Genomic DNA, 16,811 nt, shown 5'->3' with positions numbered 1-16,811 from the left:
CCCCACGACGGCCCCCCGGCACACCATCCGTCCCGTCATGGGCCCCGCCTCCCCGGCCGGACGCCGCGAGACCGCCGACCGGAAGCCGCACGGCCCTCCGGGGCCACGTCACCCGTTCTCGGCCTGGAACATCCAGTGCTGCTTCTCCAGGCCCGCCGTGGCCGCGATGAGGATGTCCTGGCTCACCGGGTCCGCCTCCCCGGTCGCGGTGACCCGCTCCCGCATGCGGGCGATCACCGCGCCCAGCGCCTCCACGAGCGTTCCCACCGCGGTCGTGTCGTCGACCCAGCCCTCGGGCGTCACCCCGATCCCGCTGCCGACGGCCACCGTCGCGGCGCGCCCGTCGGGCGAGACGCCCAGTGCCGCGGCGCGCTCCGCCACGGTGTCGGCGTGCTTGCGCGCGAGGGCCACGACCTCGTCCAGCTGGAGGTGCACGGAACGGAAGCGCTGTCCGACCACGTTCCAGTGGATCTGCTTCGCCACGAGGGCGAGATCCACCAGATCCACCAGGGCGCCCTGCAGCGCCTCGGACACCGTCTTCAGGTTCGCGTCGGACAATGGACTCTTCACGACGTACATCCGCACCTCCGTGGCCGTCCCCCGCCTCCTCCCTCAACGATGACCGCCGCATGCCGCACCGGCAAACGCACGCAGACACCCCGGACATGCGAAAACCCCGGCAGCACCCCTCCGGATCTCCCGGAAGGGCCCAGACCGGGGCCTCTCACACCCTCACACCGCGCGTGCGCGAAACCGCGTCACGCGGCGACGACGTCCACCGCCTCGGCGGGCGCCTTGATGGTCACCCGTTCCGGTGGCACGCCGGTCACCGAAACGGAACCCAGCATCGGACGAACCGGCGTGGGTACGGGCTCGCTGGGGGTCGCTGCAGCAGACTGGGCCAGCTCGGCGAGGGCGAGCTCGTCGCTCACTTCCCGCATGAGCTCGGACATCCGTACGTCCAGCGCGTCGCAGATGGCGGAGAGCAGTTCGGAGGAAGCCTCCTTCTGCCCCCGCTCCACCTCGGAGAGATAGCCGAGTGAGACTCGGGCGGACGAGGAGACTTCGCGCAGAGTACGGCCCTGGCGCTGGCGCTGCCGACGCAGCACGTCACCCAGCAGGCGACGGAGCAGAATCATCGGTGGCTCCCTCCTCGGACCGCGTAGCCGCATCCTTCTCGCCCCACCGTACCGCCTCGTGCTGCGGCCGTGCGGGGAGCGATGTCGTGTTCACTCTGGGCTGCAAACATCAAAACCCCCCGTTCCGTTCCGTATCCTGTGCCCGCTCATTTCCGGTCTGTTCGCCCACAAGCTCCGTCAGAAGCAGTGCGAGTACGCTCCGTACACTCTCCATACGAATTTCCGCGCGGTCGCCGTTCAACCGCAGGCGCTCCACTTTTCCGCCGGAGGCGGAACCGGAACTCGCTCCGGAGGGACCGTCCACGGCCACGAAGACCGTCCCGACGGCTTGGCCGTCCTGCGGGTCCGGACCGGCGACGCCGGTGGTCGCGACGCCCCAGTCGGCACCCAGCGCCTTGCGCACGCCGGCCGCCATCTGGGCCGCCACCTGCGGATCCACCGCTCCGCGCTGAGCCAGCAGAGTGGCGTCCACGCCGAGCAGTCCGTGCTTCAGGTCGGTGGCGTACGCCGTCACCGAACCACGGAAGACCTTGGAGGCCCCGGGAACCGAGGTGATCTCCGCCGCCACCAGGCCACCGGTCAGCGACTCGGCGACAGCGAGCGTTCCGCCGTTCACAGTGAGTAGTCGCACCACCTCGGTGGCCGTGGAACTCACGCTTCCGTCTCCTCCAACGCCGCCTTGCGCTCGGCAATTCCCCGCCTGCGGAGCACAATGGCCTGTTTCACATAGTCGAGTCCGGTCGCCACGGTCAGCACGACCGCGGCGGCCATCACCCACCACCGCAGGGTGGCCAGCCATCCCGTGAGCGCCAGTACGTACATGCCGACGGCCACGCCCTGGGTGAGGGTCTTGAGCTTGCCTCCGCGGCTGGCCGGGATCACGCCGTAGCGAATGACCAGGAAACGCAGCAGGGTGATGCCGATTTCCCGGCCGAGGATGACCCCGGTGACCCACCAGGGCAGATCGCCCAGCGCCGAGAGGCAGATCAGCGCCGCCCCCATGATCGCCTTGTCGGCGATGGGATCGGCGATCTTCCCGAAGTCGGTGACCAGGTTGTACGTGCGCGCCAGATGACCGTCGAACAGATCGGTGATCATGGCGACGGCGAAGGCCGCCCAGGCGAGCGACCGCCACGCCGGGTCGTATCCGCCGTCGGCGAGCATCAGCGCGACGAAGGCCGGTACGAGCAGCAGCCGGAGCATGGTCAGCAGGTTGGCGATGTTCCAGACGCTGGCCTGGTTGACGGCCGCCGCCGCGATCTTCCCGCCGCGCGGCGGTTTCGTACCGTCCTCGGCGTCCACGGCGCCGTCGAAGGCGCCTGCGGTCACCTCCCCGCCGGACAGTTGCTCCCCGCCCTGACCACGACCGGACAGTCCGCCCGCCCCCGGGCCGCCGCCGGACGGTCCCGGAGTCGCGCTCCGGGCCTCCCGTGCGGCCGTGCGACCGGCCGCCGTCCCCGGGAGGTTCCCGGGGGCCGCGCTCGCCGTCGCCCTCCTCGCGCCGGAGGGGCCTCCCGCCGCCGATGCCGGGACACCCGTCATCTGCCCGCCTCCTCACTACACGCGAGCGAGCCCTGGAAGAGCGGCTCGGCCACCAGGTCGACACCCTCCGTACCGACCACCTTCGCCTCGACCATACGGCCGACGCCCACACCCTCGCCGCTCGTGAGCAGCACCTGGCCGTCCGTCTCGGGGGCCTGGTGCGCCGCCCGGCCGTGGACGCCCTCCTCGTCCACGGACTCCACCAGCACGTGCACGGTCTCGCCGACCCGCTCGTCGGCACGCTGCGAGACGAGTTCCTCGGCCAGCCGGGAGACACGTGCCAGCCGCTCGGCGACGACGTCCTCCTCCAGCTTGGTGTCGTAGGTCGCCGCCTCCGTGCCCTCCTCATCCGAGTAGCCGAAGACGCCGATGGCGTCCAGCCGCGCGTGGTTCAGGAAGCGCTCCAGCTCGGCGAGGTCGGCCTCGGACTCGCCGGGGAAGCCGACGATGAAGTTGGAGCGCACACCGGCCTGCGGCGCCCTGCTCCGGATGGTGTCGAGCAGCTCGAGGAAGCGGTCGGTGTCGCCGAAACGGCGCATCGCGCGCAGCACGCCGGGCGCGGAGTGCTGGAAGGACAGGTCGAAGTACGGGGCGACCTTCGGCGTGGAGGTCAGGACGTCGATCAGACCGGGCCGCATCTCGGCCGGCTGGAGGTAGCTGACGCGCACCCGCTCGAGGCCGTCGACCTCGGCGAGCTCCGGCAGCAGGGACTCCAGCAGGCGGATGTCACCGAGGTCCTTGCCGTAGGAGGTGTTGTTCTCGGAGACCAGCATGATCTCCTTCACCCCCTGTTCGGCCAGCCACCGCGTCTCGTTCAGCACGTCGCTGGGGCGACGTGAGATGAAGGAGCCGCGGAAGGACGGGATGGCGCAGAAGGAGCAGCGCCGGTCGCAGCCCGAGGCGAGCTTCACCGAGGCGACCGGGGAGCCGTCCAGTCGGCGGCGCAGGGGCGCGCGGGGACCGGAGGCCGGGGCGACGCCCTCCGGCAGGTCCACCGGACCGTGGCCGGGCAGCGCGACGGACGCGCCCGCCGCCTGCCGTTCCACCGGGCTGAGGGGCAGCAGCTTGCGCCGGTCACGCGGGGTGTGGGAGGCGTGGATACCGCCGCTCAGGATGGTCTGGAGCCGGTCCGAGATGTCGGTGTAGTCGTCGAAGCCGAGCACGCCGTCGGCCTCGGGGAGGGCTTCGGCGAGTTCCTTGCCGTACCGCTCGGCCATGCAGCCCACCGCCACGACGGCCTGCGTTCTCCCGTGTTCCTTGAGGTCGTTGGCCTCCAGGAGGGCGTCGACCGAGTCCTTCTTGGCGGCCTCGACGAAGCCACAGGTGTTCACGACGGCGACGTCCGCTTCGGCGGCGTCCTCGACGAGCCGCCAGCCGTCCGCCTCCAAACGGCCTGCGAGCTCCTCCGAGTCCACCTCGTTACGGGCGCAGCCAAGGGTGACGAGTGCGACGGTACGGCGTTCAGGCATGGGCTCAAGACTACTTCGTCCCGCAGACGGCCCACGTCGACGGGGTTGGCCGAGCTTGGCCGACCCCGTCGTCGATGTACCGCCTGGGGCCGTTTATCCGGCCTGCGGGTCGCCCTTGGTGTAGGTGAGGCGCTCGACGGCTCCCGGCTGGAAGTCGTCCTCGATCTTCTTGCCGTTCACGAACAGGTCGATCGCGCCGGCGTCGCCGAGCACCAGATTGATCTTCGAACTGTCCTGGAAGGTCTTGGACTCGCCCTGCTTGAGCAGACCGTCGAACAGCAGCCGGCCGTTGTGGTCCTTGGCCGAGATCCAGCTGCGTCCGTCGACGGCGCTCACCTGCACCGTCACCTTGTCCTGCGGCGCGGCGGCGATGGCGCTGTCCGACGGCTCGGGCTCGGGGACGGCGGGCTTCTCCGCCTTGGGCGTGGGCGAGGCGGACTCGGTGGACGCGGTGCCGTCGGCGACGTTCTCCTTCCCGCCGTCGTCACCGCCCTTGACCATCGTGAACCCGACGAAGCCGATCACCACGACGATCGCGGCGACCATGGCCGCGGTCCAGTTCGGTCCGCGCCGCTCCGGACGGATGCGCTCCGCCTCGAAGAGGGGCGCGGCCGGGGTCGGGGCCGGGCGGCCGTTGCCGTGCTCGGTCTCGTACTGGGCGATCAGCGGAGCCGGATCGAGGTTCACGGCCCTGGCCAGGGTCCGGATGTGCCCGCGCGCGTAGACGTCGCCGCCGCAGGCCGCGAAGTCGTTCGCCTCGATGGCGTGCACGATGGCGATACGGACCCGGGTGGCGGTACTGACGTCGTCGACGGTGAGCCCGGCGGCGATGCGCGCCTGCTGCAGTGCACGGCCGACGGAGGGGCGGGCTTCCTCGGAAACGTCTTCGAACGGACGCTCGTCTTCAGGGGAGTTGCCGATGGACACGGGGGCGCCTTTCGAGCGTGTAGCCGCCTGTGCTGGAGATTCAGTCTAGGGGGGGTACAAATGGGTGGGGCAACCGGGCGGTCGGACTTTGTACGCCATCGGAATGGCCCGACATCCCGATGGTGGACCTGCTGCTTGTGGCTTTCCTCAACTTGACGTACGCCGAGGGGAAACGGTTGCCCGCCGGCCCCTCACGGGTGGGTCACGATCGACCGCCCGGACGCTCCGGGGCGACACCCGTGCCCCGTGCGCCTACCCTTCAGACTCCCCCCGGATCAGCGCGAGCACGCCATCCAGGTCGTCGGGTTTCACGAGAACGTCACGGGCCTTCGAACCCTCGCTCGGTCCCACGATGTTCCGGGACTCCATCAGGTCCATCAGCCGGCCGGCCTTGGCGAAGCCCACGCGCAGCTTGCGCTGGAGCATGGACGTCGACCCGAACTGGGTGGAGACGACCAGCTCGGCCGCCTGGCACAGCAGGTCGAGGTCGTCGCCGATGTCCTCGTCGATCTCCTTCTTCTGCTTGGTCCCGACGACCACGTCGTCCCGGAAGACGGGCGCCATCTGCTCCTTGCAGTGCCGGACGACCGCCGCGACCTCCTCCTCGGTCACGAACGCGCCCTGCATACGGGTCGGTTTGTTCGCTCCCATCGGCAGGAACAGCCCGTCGCCCTTGCCGATCAGCTTCTCGGCACCGGGCTGGTCGAGGATGACCCGCGAGTCGGCGAGCGAGGAGGTGGCGAACGCCAGCCGGGAGGGCACGTTCGCCTTGATCAGGCCGGTGACGACGTCGACCGACGGCCGCTGCGTGGCGAGCACCAGATGGATGCCGGCCGCCCGCGCGAGCTGCGTGATGCGCACGATGGCGTCCTCGACGTCACGCGGGGCGACCATCATCAGGTCGGCCAGCTCGTCGACGATCACCAGCAGGTACGGGTACGGCTGGAGCTCGCGCTCACTGCCCTCGGGCGCCTTGACCTTGCCCTCGCGCACCGCGCGGTTGAAGTCGTCGATGTGCCGGTAGCCGTAGGCGGCCAGGTCGTCGTAGCGCAGGTCCATCTCGCGAACCACCCACTGCAGCGCCTCGGCGGCCCGCTTGGGGTTCGTGATGATCGGTGTGATCAGGTGCGGGATGCCCTCGTACGCGGTCAGCTCGACGCGCTTGGGGTCGACCAGGATCATCCGGACGTCCTCGGGGGTCGCCCGCATCATGACCGAGGTGATCAGGCAGTTGATGCAGGACGACTTTCCGGAGCCGGTGGCGCCGGCGACCAGCATGTGCGGCATCTTCGCCAGCGAGTGCATGACGTAGCCGCCCTCGACGTCCTTGCCGAAGGCCACCAGCATCGGGTCGTCGTCCTCGGCGGACTCCGCGAGCCGCAGGACGTCGCCGAGGTTGACCATCTCCCGGTCGGTGTTCGGGATCTCGATGCCGACCGCGGACTTGCCGGGGATCGGACTGATGATCCGTACGTCCGGGCTGGCGACGGCGTACGCGATGTTCTTGGTCAGCGCGGTGATCCGCTCGACCTTCACGGCGGGCCCGAGTTCGACCTCGTAGCGCGTGACCGTCGGTCCGCGGGTGAAGCCGGTGACCCGGGCGTCGACCTTGAACTCGGTGAAGACGGTGGTGAGCGAGGCGACGACGGCGTCGTTGGCGGCGCTGCGCGCCTTGCCCGGGCCGCCCCGGGTGAGCAGGTCGAGCGGGGGCAGGGCGTACGTGATGTCGCCGGACAGCTGGAGCTGCTCGGCGCGCGGGGGGAGGTCCCGGGGCTCGGAGGGCGGGGCCTTCGTCAGGTCCGGGACGCCGGTCGCGGGCTGGTCCCGCTTCGGCCCGTCCACCTTCGTCGGGTCCGGCTTCGGCTTCTCCGGCTGGGGGCGGGCGGCCGGGACCGGTGTCGGCGTGGTCGGCTCGCGGTCCCCGACGCGCACGCCCTGGGTCAGGTCGGCGACGACCGGCGAGGGCGGCATCCCGTGCAGGACGGCTCCGTCGAGCGCGGCGGCCGCGGCGGCGGCCACGTCCACGGCGTCCATCGGCCGGTGCCCGTCGGGCTGTGGCGTCGCGGGCCTGCGGGGCCGGCCCCGGCGCCGGGACAGCGCCTCCTGCTCCGCGCCGTCCGGGTCGTACTCCCCGGGCGCGGGCCGTCGCCCACGGCGGCCCGCGGGCAGCACCTCGCGCCACTGCTCCTCGTAGCGCTCGTCGTCCTCGCCGAACTCCTCCGGCACGGGCTCGTGGACGAGTCCGAGCCGCACACCGAGCATCCGCAGCCGCTGCGGGACGGCGTTCACCGGGGTGGCCGTGACGACCAGCAGACCGAAGACCGTGAGCAGCACCAGCAGCGGCACGGCGAGTACGTCGGTCATGGTGTACGACAGCGGGGTGGCCGCGCCCCAGCCGATGAGGCCACCGGCGTCCCTTATGGACTGCATGCCGTCGTCACGGGCGGGCGAGCCGCAGGCGATGTGGATCTGGCCGAGCACGCCGATGACGAGCGCGGACAGGCCGATGACGATCCGGCCGTTGGCCTCCGGCTTCTCCGGGTGCCGGATGAACCGCACGGCGACGACCGCGACCAGGATCGGCACGAGCAGGTCCAGTCGGCCGAAGGCGCCGGTGACCAGGATCTCCACGAGGTCGCCGACCGGCCCCTCGAGGTCGGCCCAGGTGCCCGCGGCGACGATCAGCGCGATGCCGAGCAGCAGCAGCGCCAGGCCGTCCTTGCGGTGTGCGGGGTCGAGGTTCCTGGCTCCCTGCCCTATGCCGCGGAAGACGGCGCCGACGGCGTGCGCCAGGCCCAGCCACAGGGCACGCAGGAGGCGGTAGACGCCTCCGGTCGGGCTCGGTGCCGGTCTGGGCGCGGGCTTCTTCACCGCCGCCTTCTTGGCGGGAGCCTTCCTCGGGGGGGCCTTCTTGGCGGGAGCCTTCCTCGCCGGAGCCTTCGCGGAAGCGGCCGCCTTCTTCACGGGCGGCTTCTTGGCTGCGGAGGGACGTGAGGCCATGGGTGTGAGGTTACCGGTGGAGGCGGCAGGGGACACGCGTGGCGGATGCTTCACCCGTTCGTGTCGCTCTTCTGGAGGCGTGAAGCTGACAACGAGGGCTGCGGACCGACACGGAAAGGCGCGCGAGTCCGCGGAACTGACCCGGGCTCATGTCCGGACCCACCCGGAGACCGGCCAAACCCCTTGCGACCGGGTTCAGTTCTGCGACGGAACCGACGACGCGCTGCCGGTACCCGGCTCCAGCGCGTCCAGCGCCCGCCGCAACCCCGTGAGCTTGCGCTCCAGATGCGCCGCCGTGGCCCACCGCGGCCGCGTCGGTCGACTCGTCGTTGAGCTGCTTGGTGAGCGCCTCGGCCTGCTCCTCGACGGCCGCGAGTCGCGCCGAGAGTTCGGCGAGCAGCCCCGCCGGCTCCTTCGGCTCGCCGGTGTCCTTCTCGCCGCCCTCCAACTGGAGCCGCAGCAGGGCCGCCTGCTCCCGCAGCTGGCAGTTCTTCATGTACAGCTCGACGAACACCGAGACCTTCGCCCGCAGCACCCACGGGTCGAACGGCTTGGAGATGTAGTCGACCGCACCCGCCGCATAGCCGCGGAACGTGTGGTGCGGGCCGTGGTTGATCGCGGTGAGGAAGATGATCGGGATGTCCCGGGTCCGCTCCCGCCGCTTGATGTGCGCGGCGGTCTCGAAGCCGTCCATGCCCGGCATCTGGACGTCCAGCAGAATGACCGCGAAGTCGTCCGTGAGCAGTGCTTTGAGCGCTTCCTCCCCGGACGATGCCCGCACCAGCGTCTGATCGAGCGCCGAGAGGATCGCCTCCAGCGCCAGCAGATTCTCCGGCCGGTCATCGACCAGGAGGATCTTGGCCTTCTGCACCATGGCCCGCCCTCCTCGCCCCGGCTTGGGGCCTCCCCTGTCCGCAGGACCTGGGGAGGCACTGGTCGGTACCACCCCAGAGGACGACTCCCTTGCGCCGTCCGTCCTTGTGCCGGTCATCGTAGCCGCACCCCGCCCGTCGCCACACCCTGTCACCGTGATGTCACTGTGCACATAGCAGAAACGCGGCGGGAGACCAGAAGGTTCCCCGAATCCCGCACTTCTACACGACTTCGCGCACACCGCGTGAGCAACTTCGTGCGAACGCGGAAGCCCCCGGCCCGTCGCGCGCCCCCTCGGACGCCGCCTCACTCCCCCCGCATCCACTGCTCCATCACCGACAGCAGGTGGTCGGGATCGACCGGCTTGGTCACGTAGTCGGAGGCGCCCGACTCGATCGCCTTCTCCCGGTCGCCCTTCATCGCCTTCGCGGTGAGCGCGATGATCGGGAGCCCGGCGAACTGCGGCATCCTGCGGATCGCCGTGGTCGTCGCGTATCCGTCCATCTCGGGCATCATGATGTCCATCAGCACCACCGCCACGTCGTCGTGCTGCTCCAGCACCTCGATGCCCTCGCGGCCGTTCTCCGCGTACAGCACGGACAGGCCGTGCTGCTCCAGCACGCTGGTGAGCGCGAAGACGTTGCGGATGTCGTCGTCGACGATCAGCACCTTCTGCCCACCGAAGCGGATGCCGCGGTGCGACCGGGACGCCGGCTCCGGCTGCTCCACGCCCGACCACTGCTCCGGCTCCGGAGCGGGCCGCTGCTCCGGCGCGGGCCGCTGCTCCGGCGCGGGCCGCTGCTCCGCCCGGGGCAGGGCCCGGCGACGGCGCCGGAACAGCGCGGCCGGACCGTTCTGGGTCTCCCGGTACGACGTCACCTCGGCGGGCGTCCCGGCCTCCGGCCCGGCCGGTGCCACCAGGCCACCGGCCTCCGGGGTGGGCAGGGCCTGCTGGTAGCCGTGCGGGGGCAGCTCGCTCGGGTGCAGGGGGAGGTACAGCGTGAACGTCGAGCCGCGGCCCGGCTCGCTCTGCGCGTGGATCTCACCGCCGAGGAGCTGTGCGATCTCCCGCGAGATGGACAGCCCCAGGCCCGTGCCGCCGTACTTGCGGCTGGTCGTGCCGTCGGCCTGCTTGAACGCCTCGAAGATCACCCGCATCTTGCTGGCCGCGATGCCGATGCCCGTGTCGCTCACCGAGAACGCGATCAGGTCCGCGTCCGGGTCGGTCAGCGAACCGGCCTCCAGCAACTGCTCCCGGATGGCCTGCGGGACGTCGTTCCGGGCCGGCCGGATGACCAGCTCGACCGATCCGGAGTCGGTGAACTTCACCGCGTTGGACAGCAGGTTCCGCAGCACCTGGAGCAGCCGCTGCTCGTCGGTGTGCAGGGTGGCCGGCAGCTCCGGGGACACGCGCACCGACAGGTCCAGGCCCTTCTCCGCGGTCAGCGGCCGGAAGGTCGCCTCCACGTAGTCCACGAGCTGGACCAGCGCGATGCGCGTCGGGGAGACGTCCATCTTGCCCGCCTCGACCTTGGACAGGTCGAGGATGTCGTTGATGAGCTGGAGCAGGTCGGACCCGGCCCCGTGGATGGTCTCGGCGAACTCGACCTGCTTCGGGGAGAGGTTCCCCTCCGCGTTGTCGGCCAGCAGCTTGGCCAGGATCAGCAGCGAGTTGAGCGGCGTCCGCAGCTCGTGCGACATGTTGGCCAGGAACTCGCTCTTGTAGCGCATGGAGACCGCGAGCTGCTCGGCCCGCTCCTCCAGGACCTGCCGCGCCTCCTCGATCTCGGTGTTCTTCACCTCGATGTCGCGGTTCTGCCGGGCCAGCAGCTCGGCCTTCTCCTCCAGTTCGGCGTTGGACGCCTGGAGCGCCTTCTGCCGCTGCTCCAACTCCGCCGACCGCTCCCGCAGTTGCTCGGTCAGCTCCTGGGACTGCTTCAGCAGCCGTTCCGTCTTGGTGTTGACCGAGATGGTGTTGACGCTCGTCGCGATCATCTCGGCGATCTGGTTCAGGAAGTCCTTCTGGATCGCCGTGAACGGCGTGAACGACGCCAGCTCGACGACGCCGAGCACCTTCCCCTCGAACAGCACCGGCAGCACGATCACCTGCGCCGGCGGCGCCTCCCCGAGCCCCGAGGAGATCTTCAGGTAACCGGTGGGCGCGTTCTCCACGAGGATCGTGCGCTTCTCCACGGCCGCCGTCCCGATGAGCCCCTCGCCGGGCCGGAACGACGTCGGCATGGAGCCCATGGAGTAGCCGTACGAGCCGAGCATGCGCAGCTCGAACTGGTCGTCGTCCGCGTCGCTCACGTCCTCGCCGTCGACCAGCGGCATCGCCAGGAAGAACGCGCCGTGCTGCGCGGAGACCACCGGCGTCAGCTCGCTCATGATCAGCGAGGCCACGTCCTCCAGGTCGCGGCGGCCCTGCATCAGCGCGGAGATCCTGGCGAGATTGCCCTTGAGCCAGTCCTGCTCCTTGTTGGCGATCGTGGTGTCGCGCAGGTTGGCGATCATCTTGTTGATGTAGTCCTGGAGCTCCTGGATCTCCCCGGACGCGTCCACGTCGATCTTCAGGTTCAGATCACCGCGGGTCACCGCGGTCGCCACGCGCGCGATGGCGCGCACCTGCCGGGTCAGGTTCCCGGCCATCTCGTTCACGGACTCGGTCAGGTCCCGCCAGGTGCCGTCGACGTCACGCACCCGTGCCTGGCCGCCCAGCTGGCCCTCCGTACCCACCTCGCGGGCCACCCGCGTGACCTCCTCCGCGAACGAGGACAGCTGGTCGACCATCGTGTTGATGGTCGTCTTCAGCTCGAGGATCTCCCCGCGCGCGTCGATGTCGATCTTCTTCGTCAGGTCGCCCTTGGCGATGGCCGTGGTCACCATGGCGATGTTGCGCACCTGACCGGTCAGGTTGGACGCCATCTGGTTCACCGACTCGGTGAGGTCCTTCCACGTGCCGGCCACACCCGGCACCTGCGCCTGACCGCCGAGGATGCCGTCCGTGCCCACCTCGCGGGCCACCTTGGTGACCTGCTCGGCGAACGCGCTCAGCGTCTTCACCATGGTGTTGATGGTGTCGGCGAGCTGCGCCACCTCGCCGCGCGCCTCGATGCTGACCTGCCGCGTCAGGTCGCCGTTGGCGACGGCGGCGGAGACCTGGGAGATGTTCCGCACCTGGGTGGTCAGGTTCTTGGCCATCAGGTTGACGTTGTCGCTCAGGTCCTTCCAGATGCCCGTCACGCCCGGCACGTTGGCCTGGCCGCCGAGGATGCCCTCCGTACCCACCTCACGGGCCACCCGGGTCACCTGCTCGGCGAACGACGACAGCTGGTCCACCATCGTGTTGACGGTGGTGACCAGCTCGAGGATCTCGCCCTTGGCGTCGACGGTGATCTTCTTCGACAGGTCGCCCTTGGCGACCGCGGTGGTGACCTCGGCGATGTTGCGCACCTGGAGGGTCAGGTTGTTCGCCATGCCGTTCACCGACTGCGTGAGGTCCTTCCAGGTGCCGGAGACGCCCTGCACCTCGGCCTGGCCGCCGAGGATGCCCTCCGTACCCACCTCACGGGCCACCCGCGTGACCTCCTGGGCGAACGACGACAGCTGGTCCACCATCGTGTTCAGCGTGTTCTTCAGCTCCAGGATCTCCCCGCGCGCGTCCACGGTGATCTTCTGGGACAGGTCGCCGCGGGCCACCGCGGTGGCCACCTGGGCGATGTTGCGCACCTGCGCGGTGAGATTGCCGGCCATGCCGTTCACGGAGTCGGTCAGGTCCCGCCACACACCGGCGACCCCCGGCACCTGCGCCTGGCCGCCGAGCCGGCCCTCGGTGCCCACCTCGCGCGCCACGCGGGTGACCTGGTCGGCGAAGGAGGACAGCTGGTCGACCATCGTGTTGATGGTGTTCTTCAACTCGAGGATCTCCCCGCGCGCGTCGACGTCGATCTTCTGCGACAGGTCACCGCGCGCGACGGCCGTCGTCACCTCGGCGATGCCGCGCACCTGGGCCGTGAGGTTCCCGGCCATCGAGTTGACGGAGTCGGTGAGTTCCTTCCAGGTGCCCGACACCCCGTCCACCCGGGCCTGGCCACCGAGGCGGCCCTCCGTGCCCACGTCCCGGGCCATCCGCGTGACCTGGTCGGCGAAGCTCGACAGCTGGTCCACCATGGTGTTCACGGTGTTCTTCAGCTGGAGCATCTCGCCGGACACGTCGACCGTGACCTTCTGCGACAGGTCGCCGTTGGCCACCGCCGTCGTCACCTGGGCGATGTTCCTCACCTGTCCGGTGAGGTTGCGGAACGCCGTGTTGACGGAGTCCGTCAGGTCCTTCCACGTCCCCGCCGCCCCCGGCACCTGCGCCTGGCCGCCCAGCTCGCCCTCGACCCCGATCTCGCGCGCCACACGCGTGACCTCGGCACCGAAGGCGGACAGCTGGTCCACCATCGTGTTGACGGTGTTCTTCAGCTCCAGCATCTCGCCGGCCACGTCCACGGTGACCTTCTGCGACAGGTCGCCGTTGGCCACCGCCGTCGTCACCGCGGCGATGTCCCGCACCTGGGTGGTCAGGTTCCGGAACACCGTGTTGACGGAGTCCGTCAGGTCCTTCCAGGTGCCCGCGGCGCCCGGCACGTTCGCCTGACCGCCCAGCCGGCCCTCGGCGCCGACCTCGTTGGCGACCCGCGTGACCTCGTCCGCGAAGATCCGCAGCGTCTCGGTCATCTGGTTGATCGTCTTGGCCAGCTGCGCGACCTCGCCGCGCGCCGGCACGGTCACCTGCCGCGACAGGTCCCCGTTGGCGACCGCGGTCGTCACCTCGGCGATCTCGCGCACCTGCGCGGTGAGGTTCCCGGCCATGGTGTTGACGGAGTCGGTGAGCTCCTTCCAGACGCCGTCCACCCCGGGCACCTGCGCCTGGCCGCCCAGCGCGCCCTCGGTGCCCACCTCGCGCGCGACCCGGGTCACCTCGGAGGAGAACGCGGAGAGCTGGTCCACCATCGTGTTGACGGTGTTCTTCAGCTCCAGCATCTCCCCCTCGACGTGCACGGTGACCTTGCGCGACAGGTCGCCGCGGGCGACCGCCGTCGTCACCAGCGCGATGTCGCGCACCTGCGCCGTCAGCCGCTCCGCCATGGTGTTGACGGAGTCCGTGAGGTCCTTCCACGAACCGGACATGCCACGCACCCGGGCCTGCCCGCCCAGCTTGCCCTCGGTACCCACCTCGCTGGCCACGCGCGTGACCTCGTCGGTGAACGTCGACAACTGGTCGACCAGGTTGTTGACGGTGCGCCCGACCTTCAGGAACTCACCGCGCAGCGGATGCCCGGTCCCGTCCGGCGCCTGGGCCCGCAGCTCCATGCGCGGCGACAGATCGCCCTCGGCCACCGCGGACAGCACCCGGCTGACCTCGGACACCGGCCGCACGAGATCGTCCACCAGCGCGTTCGAGTGCTCGATCGCGGTCGCCCAGGAGCCCACGGAGGCCCCCGTCTCCAGCCGCTCGGTGAGCTTCCCCTCACGCCCGACCATGCGCCGCACCCGCGCCAGCTCACCCGTCAGGTGCAGATTGCGGTCGGCCACCTCGTTGAAGACCGCCGCGATCTCCGACATCACACCGTCGCCGGACACCGTGAGCCGCTTGCGGAAGTTCCCGTCCCGCATCGCCACGAGAGCCACCAGCAGCCGATTCAGGGCCACCGTGTCCACCACCGTGGTCCCACCCTTCGCCTTGCGTGGGTTGCTCAGGGACTGTCCGCCTTTCGCGCGCGCCTTCGTGCCCCGCGTCGCTGCGCCAGACTCCACTGTGTCCCTCCCGCAGGGGTCGACCTTTACCGCTGTGCTCTCGGGTACCGCCCCGGAGGGCGTACCCGATTCCTGCCCAGTGCCTGTACTACTGCGTACCACTGCCATGCCGTACTGCGATTCCCGCCCGGCGCACCAAGACGCCGCCAAGGGGGCTGCTGCCCACCCGGCGCGGAAAACACCCGGTCCGCCAGGACCTTCACGACAAGCCTGCCCAGTGTTTCACCCCCGCCGAACCAGGCCATAACAGTTCGGCAGCTTCGCACATCGTCCGCACACCTCCGGACGTGAGCCCCCTCCGGACGGAAACACAGCAGACCGGCATCCGCTGGGGGCGCGAAGGTAAGTAACCTTGCATCCGGCTGCCCAGCCACGCCGGTCCGTCCGGCCTGGCCGGTGGCAGGGAGACGAGCGGGCATCGGAGGGGCGGCCGCACACATGACCACCGGACTGATCCCGGGGGGACAGCCCCCGGAGCCTCGGCCGACGGACGGCCTGCCGCAGCAGCGGCACGAGCCCGACGGCCATGGAACCATGCCCGCCGACGACCGGTCGAGGAGTTCTGTGATCACCGCGCGCGCGGCCGCCAGCTTCGAGCCCGTCGGACGATCGGTCGCGAGCGCCCGCTCCTTCGTCCGCGACACCCTCCAGGGCTGGGGCTTCGGTGACATCGTGGACGACGCGGTGGTCCTCACCAGCGAACTGGTGACCAACGCCGTGGTCCACGCGGGCACCTCCGCCGACCTGCTGTGCCTGCGCGGCGACGACGGCGTGCGGATCGAGGTGTCCGACCGGTATCCGGAGCGCGAGATCCCCGTCCAGGGCTCGGCCGTCAACATGGGCAGCCCCGACCGCGAAGGAGGCCGCGGCCTCCAGCTGTGCGCGGCCCTGGCCGGCCGCTGGGGCGTGGAGTACACCCCCACCCACAAGACCGTCTGGTTCCGGCTCGAACCCCCCGAGCGCCCGGTGGGGACCCGCACCGCCGGTCCGTCCCTGCCGGCCGACCTCCTCCCGCTCGCCGACACCCGGGTCCGCGTGGCCGTCATCCAGATCGACCGGGTCGGCTCCGTCACCGCCTGGAACGAGGACGCGGAGGAACTCTTCGGCTACACGGCGGAGCAGGTCACCGGGAAGCCCCTGACCGACTTCGCCGCCTGGCCGCACACCCCGGGCACCGGCACCGGCATCGCCGAGGCGCTCCAGCTCTCCCGTTGGGAGGGCAGCTACGGCATCAGGGGCGCCCACGGCCGCGTGATCCCGGTCTACGCCTCCCATCTGCGGGTCCGCGACACCGACGGCGAGCCGTCAACGGTCTGCCTGCTGGTCAGGGACCACGAACGTGCGGTTCTGCAGACGCCGCTGCGCGGCCCCGCCTCCGAGACGTCCGGCGGCTCCGAGGGCCAGAGCACCGACCCCTTCGAGGTGTTCATCGGCTCCCCCGCCCCGGACGACCTCGACGGCCTGCTCCAGCGCACGGTGGAGCGCGCCCGCGACATGCTCGACGGCGACTCCGCCTTCCTGCTCCTCGCCACCGACGACGAGACGGAACTGGAGGTCCGCGCCTCCACCGGACTGCCCTCGGCCCGCCAGCGCTTCGCCCGCGTCCCCGTCGAGGCGGGCCCCGGCCGCTACGGCTCCGCCCGCATGCCGGCCGTCCACGAGGACCTCACCGCCATGCCCGGCGCGGTCCCCCTCCTCAACGGCACCGGCATGCGCTCGGTCGTCACCGTCCCGCTGAAGGTCGAGGGCCGCCTCACCGGCTCCCTCGGCGTCGCCGCCGAGGGAGCCGGCAGGTACTCCAACGAGGAGGCCCTGCGCCTGCAGTTCGCGGCCGACCGCATCGCGCTCGCCGTCGAGTCGGCCCGCCTGGGTGAACTGGAGCGCCTGCGCCGGGGTTCGCTCAGCTTCCTCGTCGAGGCCTCCGACCTGCTCGCCGGCACACTGGACCGGGACCTGGTCACCGCGCTCACCGGACAGCTGATCGTCCCCCGGCTGGCGGACTGGTGCGCGATGTGGCTGGAGGACGCGGCCGCCGGTCCCGGCGGCCGCGTCCTCCAGC

At 70.6% G+C, this 16,811-nt stretch carries 9 protein-coding genes and 1 pseudogene; 1 reads left to right on the top strand and 9 read right to left on the bottom strand.

Translation table 11 applies throughout. The features are described from left to right. Positions 1-108: 108 nt before the first annotated feature. From B7L92_RS18195 to B7L92_RS18155, 9 genes and pseudogenes are all read right to left on the bottom strand, one after another. Positions 109-579, bottom strand: coding sequence for a Dps family protein (locus B7L92_RS18195; RefSeq protein WP_081238621.1), 471 nt, complete (start codon positions 577-579; stop codon positions 109-111). Between the two features lie 179 nt (positions 580-758). Beyond that, the gene (locus tag B7L92_RS18190; protein WP_003993396.1) at positions 759-1,139 is read right to left on the bottom strand and encodes a helix-turn-helix domain-containing protein; all 381 of its coding nucleotides are present in this window, start codon (positions 1,137-1,139) and stop codon (positions 759-761) included. A gap of 109 nt (positions 1,140-1,248) precedes the next feature. After that, positions 1,249-1,794 carry a CinA family protein gene (locus tag B7L92_RS18185; protein WP_081238620.1) on the bottom strand — a complete coding sequence of 182 codons (546 nt, stop codon included), beginning with the start codon at positions 1,792-1,794 and terminating at the stop codon, positions 1,249-1,251. Beyond that, on the bottom strand, positions 1,791-2,681 hold the full coding sequence (gene pgsA, locus B7L92_RS18180) for a CDP-diacylglycerol--glycerol-3-phosphate 3-phosphatidyltransferase (RefSeq protein WP_107501523.1): 891 nt from the start codon (positions 2,679-2,681) through the stop codon (positions 1,791-1,793). Before pgsA ends, B7L92_RS18185 begins: the two co-directional genes overlap by 4 nt. Then, positions 2,678-4,150 carry a 30S ribosomal protein S12 methylthiotransferase RimO gene (gene rimO, locus B7L92_RS18175; protein ID WP_081238619.1) on the bottom strand — a complete coding sequence of 491 codons (1,473 nt, stop codon included), beginning with the start codon at positions 4,148-4,150 and terminating at the stop codon, positions 2,678-2,680. The genes pgsA and rimO overlap by 4 nt, the downstream gene beginning before the upstream one ends. Positions 4,151-4,243: 93 nt before the next feature. Then, positions 4,244-5,077: a helix-turn-helix domain-containing protein gene (locus B7L92_RS18170; protein ID WP_081238618.1), complete on the bottom strand. Its 834-nt coding sequence runs from the start codon at positions 5,075-5,077 to the stop codon at positions 4,244-4,246. Positions 5,078-5,329: 252 nt separating this feature from the next. Beyond that, entirely contained in the window at positions 5,330-8,077 is a 2,748-nt protein-coding gene (locus tag B7L92_RS18165) for a DNA translocase FtsK (RefSeq protein ID WP_174703982.1), read from the bottom strand. Positions 8,078-8,272: 195 nt separating this feature from the next. Further along, positions 8,273-8,951, bottom strand: a pseudogene (locus B7L92_RS18160) (response regulator). A gap of 305 nt (positions 8,952-9,256) precedes the next feature. Then, positions 9,257-14,752: a HAMP domain-containing protein gene (locus tag B7L92_RS18155; protein WP_107501522.1), complete on the bottom strand. Its 5,496-nt coding sequence runs from the start codon at positions 14,750-14,752 to the stop codon at positions 9,257-9,259. Positions 14,753-15,190: 438 nt separating this feature from the next. Here B7L92_RS18155 and B7L92_RS18140 point away from each other — a divergent pair. Next, positions 15,191-16,811: GAF domain-containing protein (locus B7L92_RS18140; RefSeq protein ID WP_143626344.1), on the top strand; the 1,621-nt coding region annotated here is incomplete at its 3' end.

It is taken from the genome of Streptomyces viridosporus (assembly GCF_002078235.1).
Classification (GTDB): domain Bacteria; phylum Actinomycetota; class Actinomycetes; order Streptomycetales; family Streptomycetaceae; genus Streptomyces; species Streptomyces viridosporus.
The sequence above is the reverse complement of the archived record's forward strand: the minus strand, read 5'-3'. Positions and strand labels throughout refer to the sequence as shown.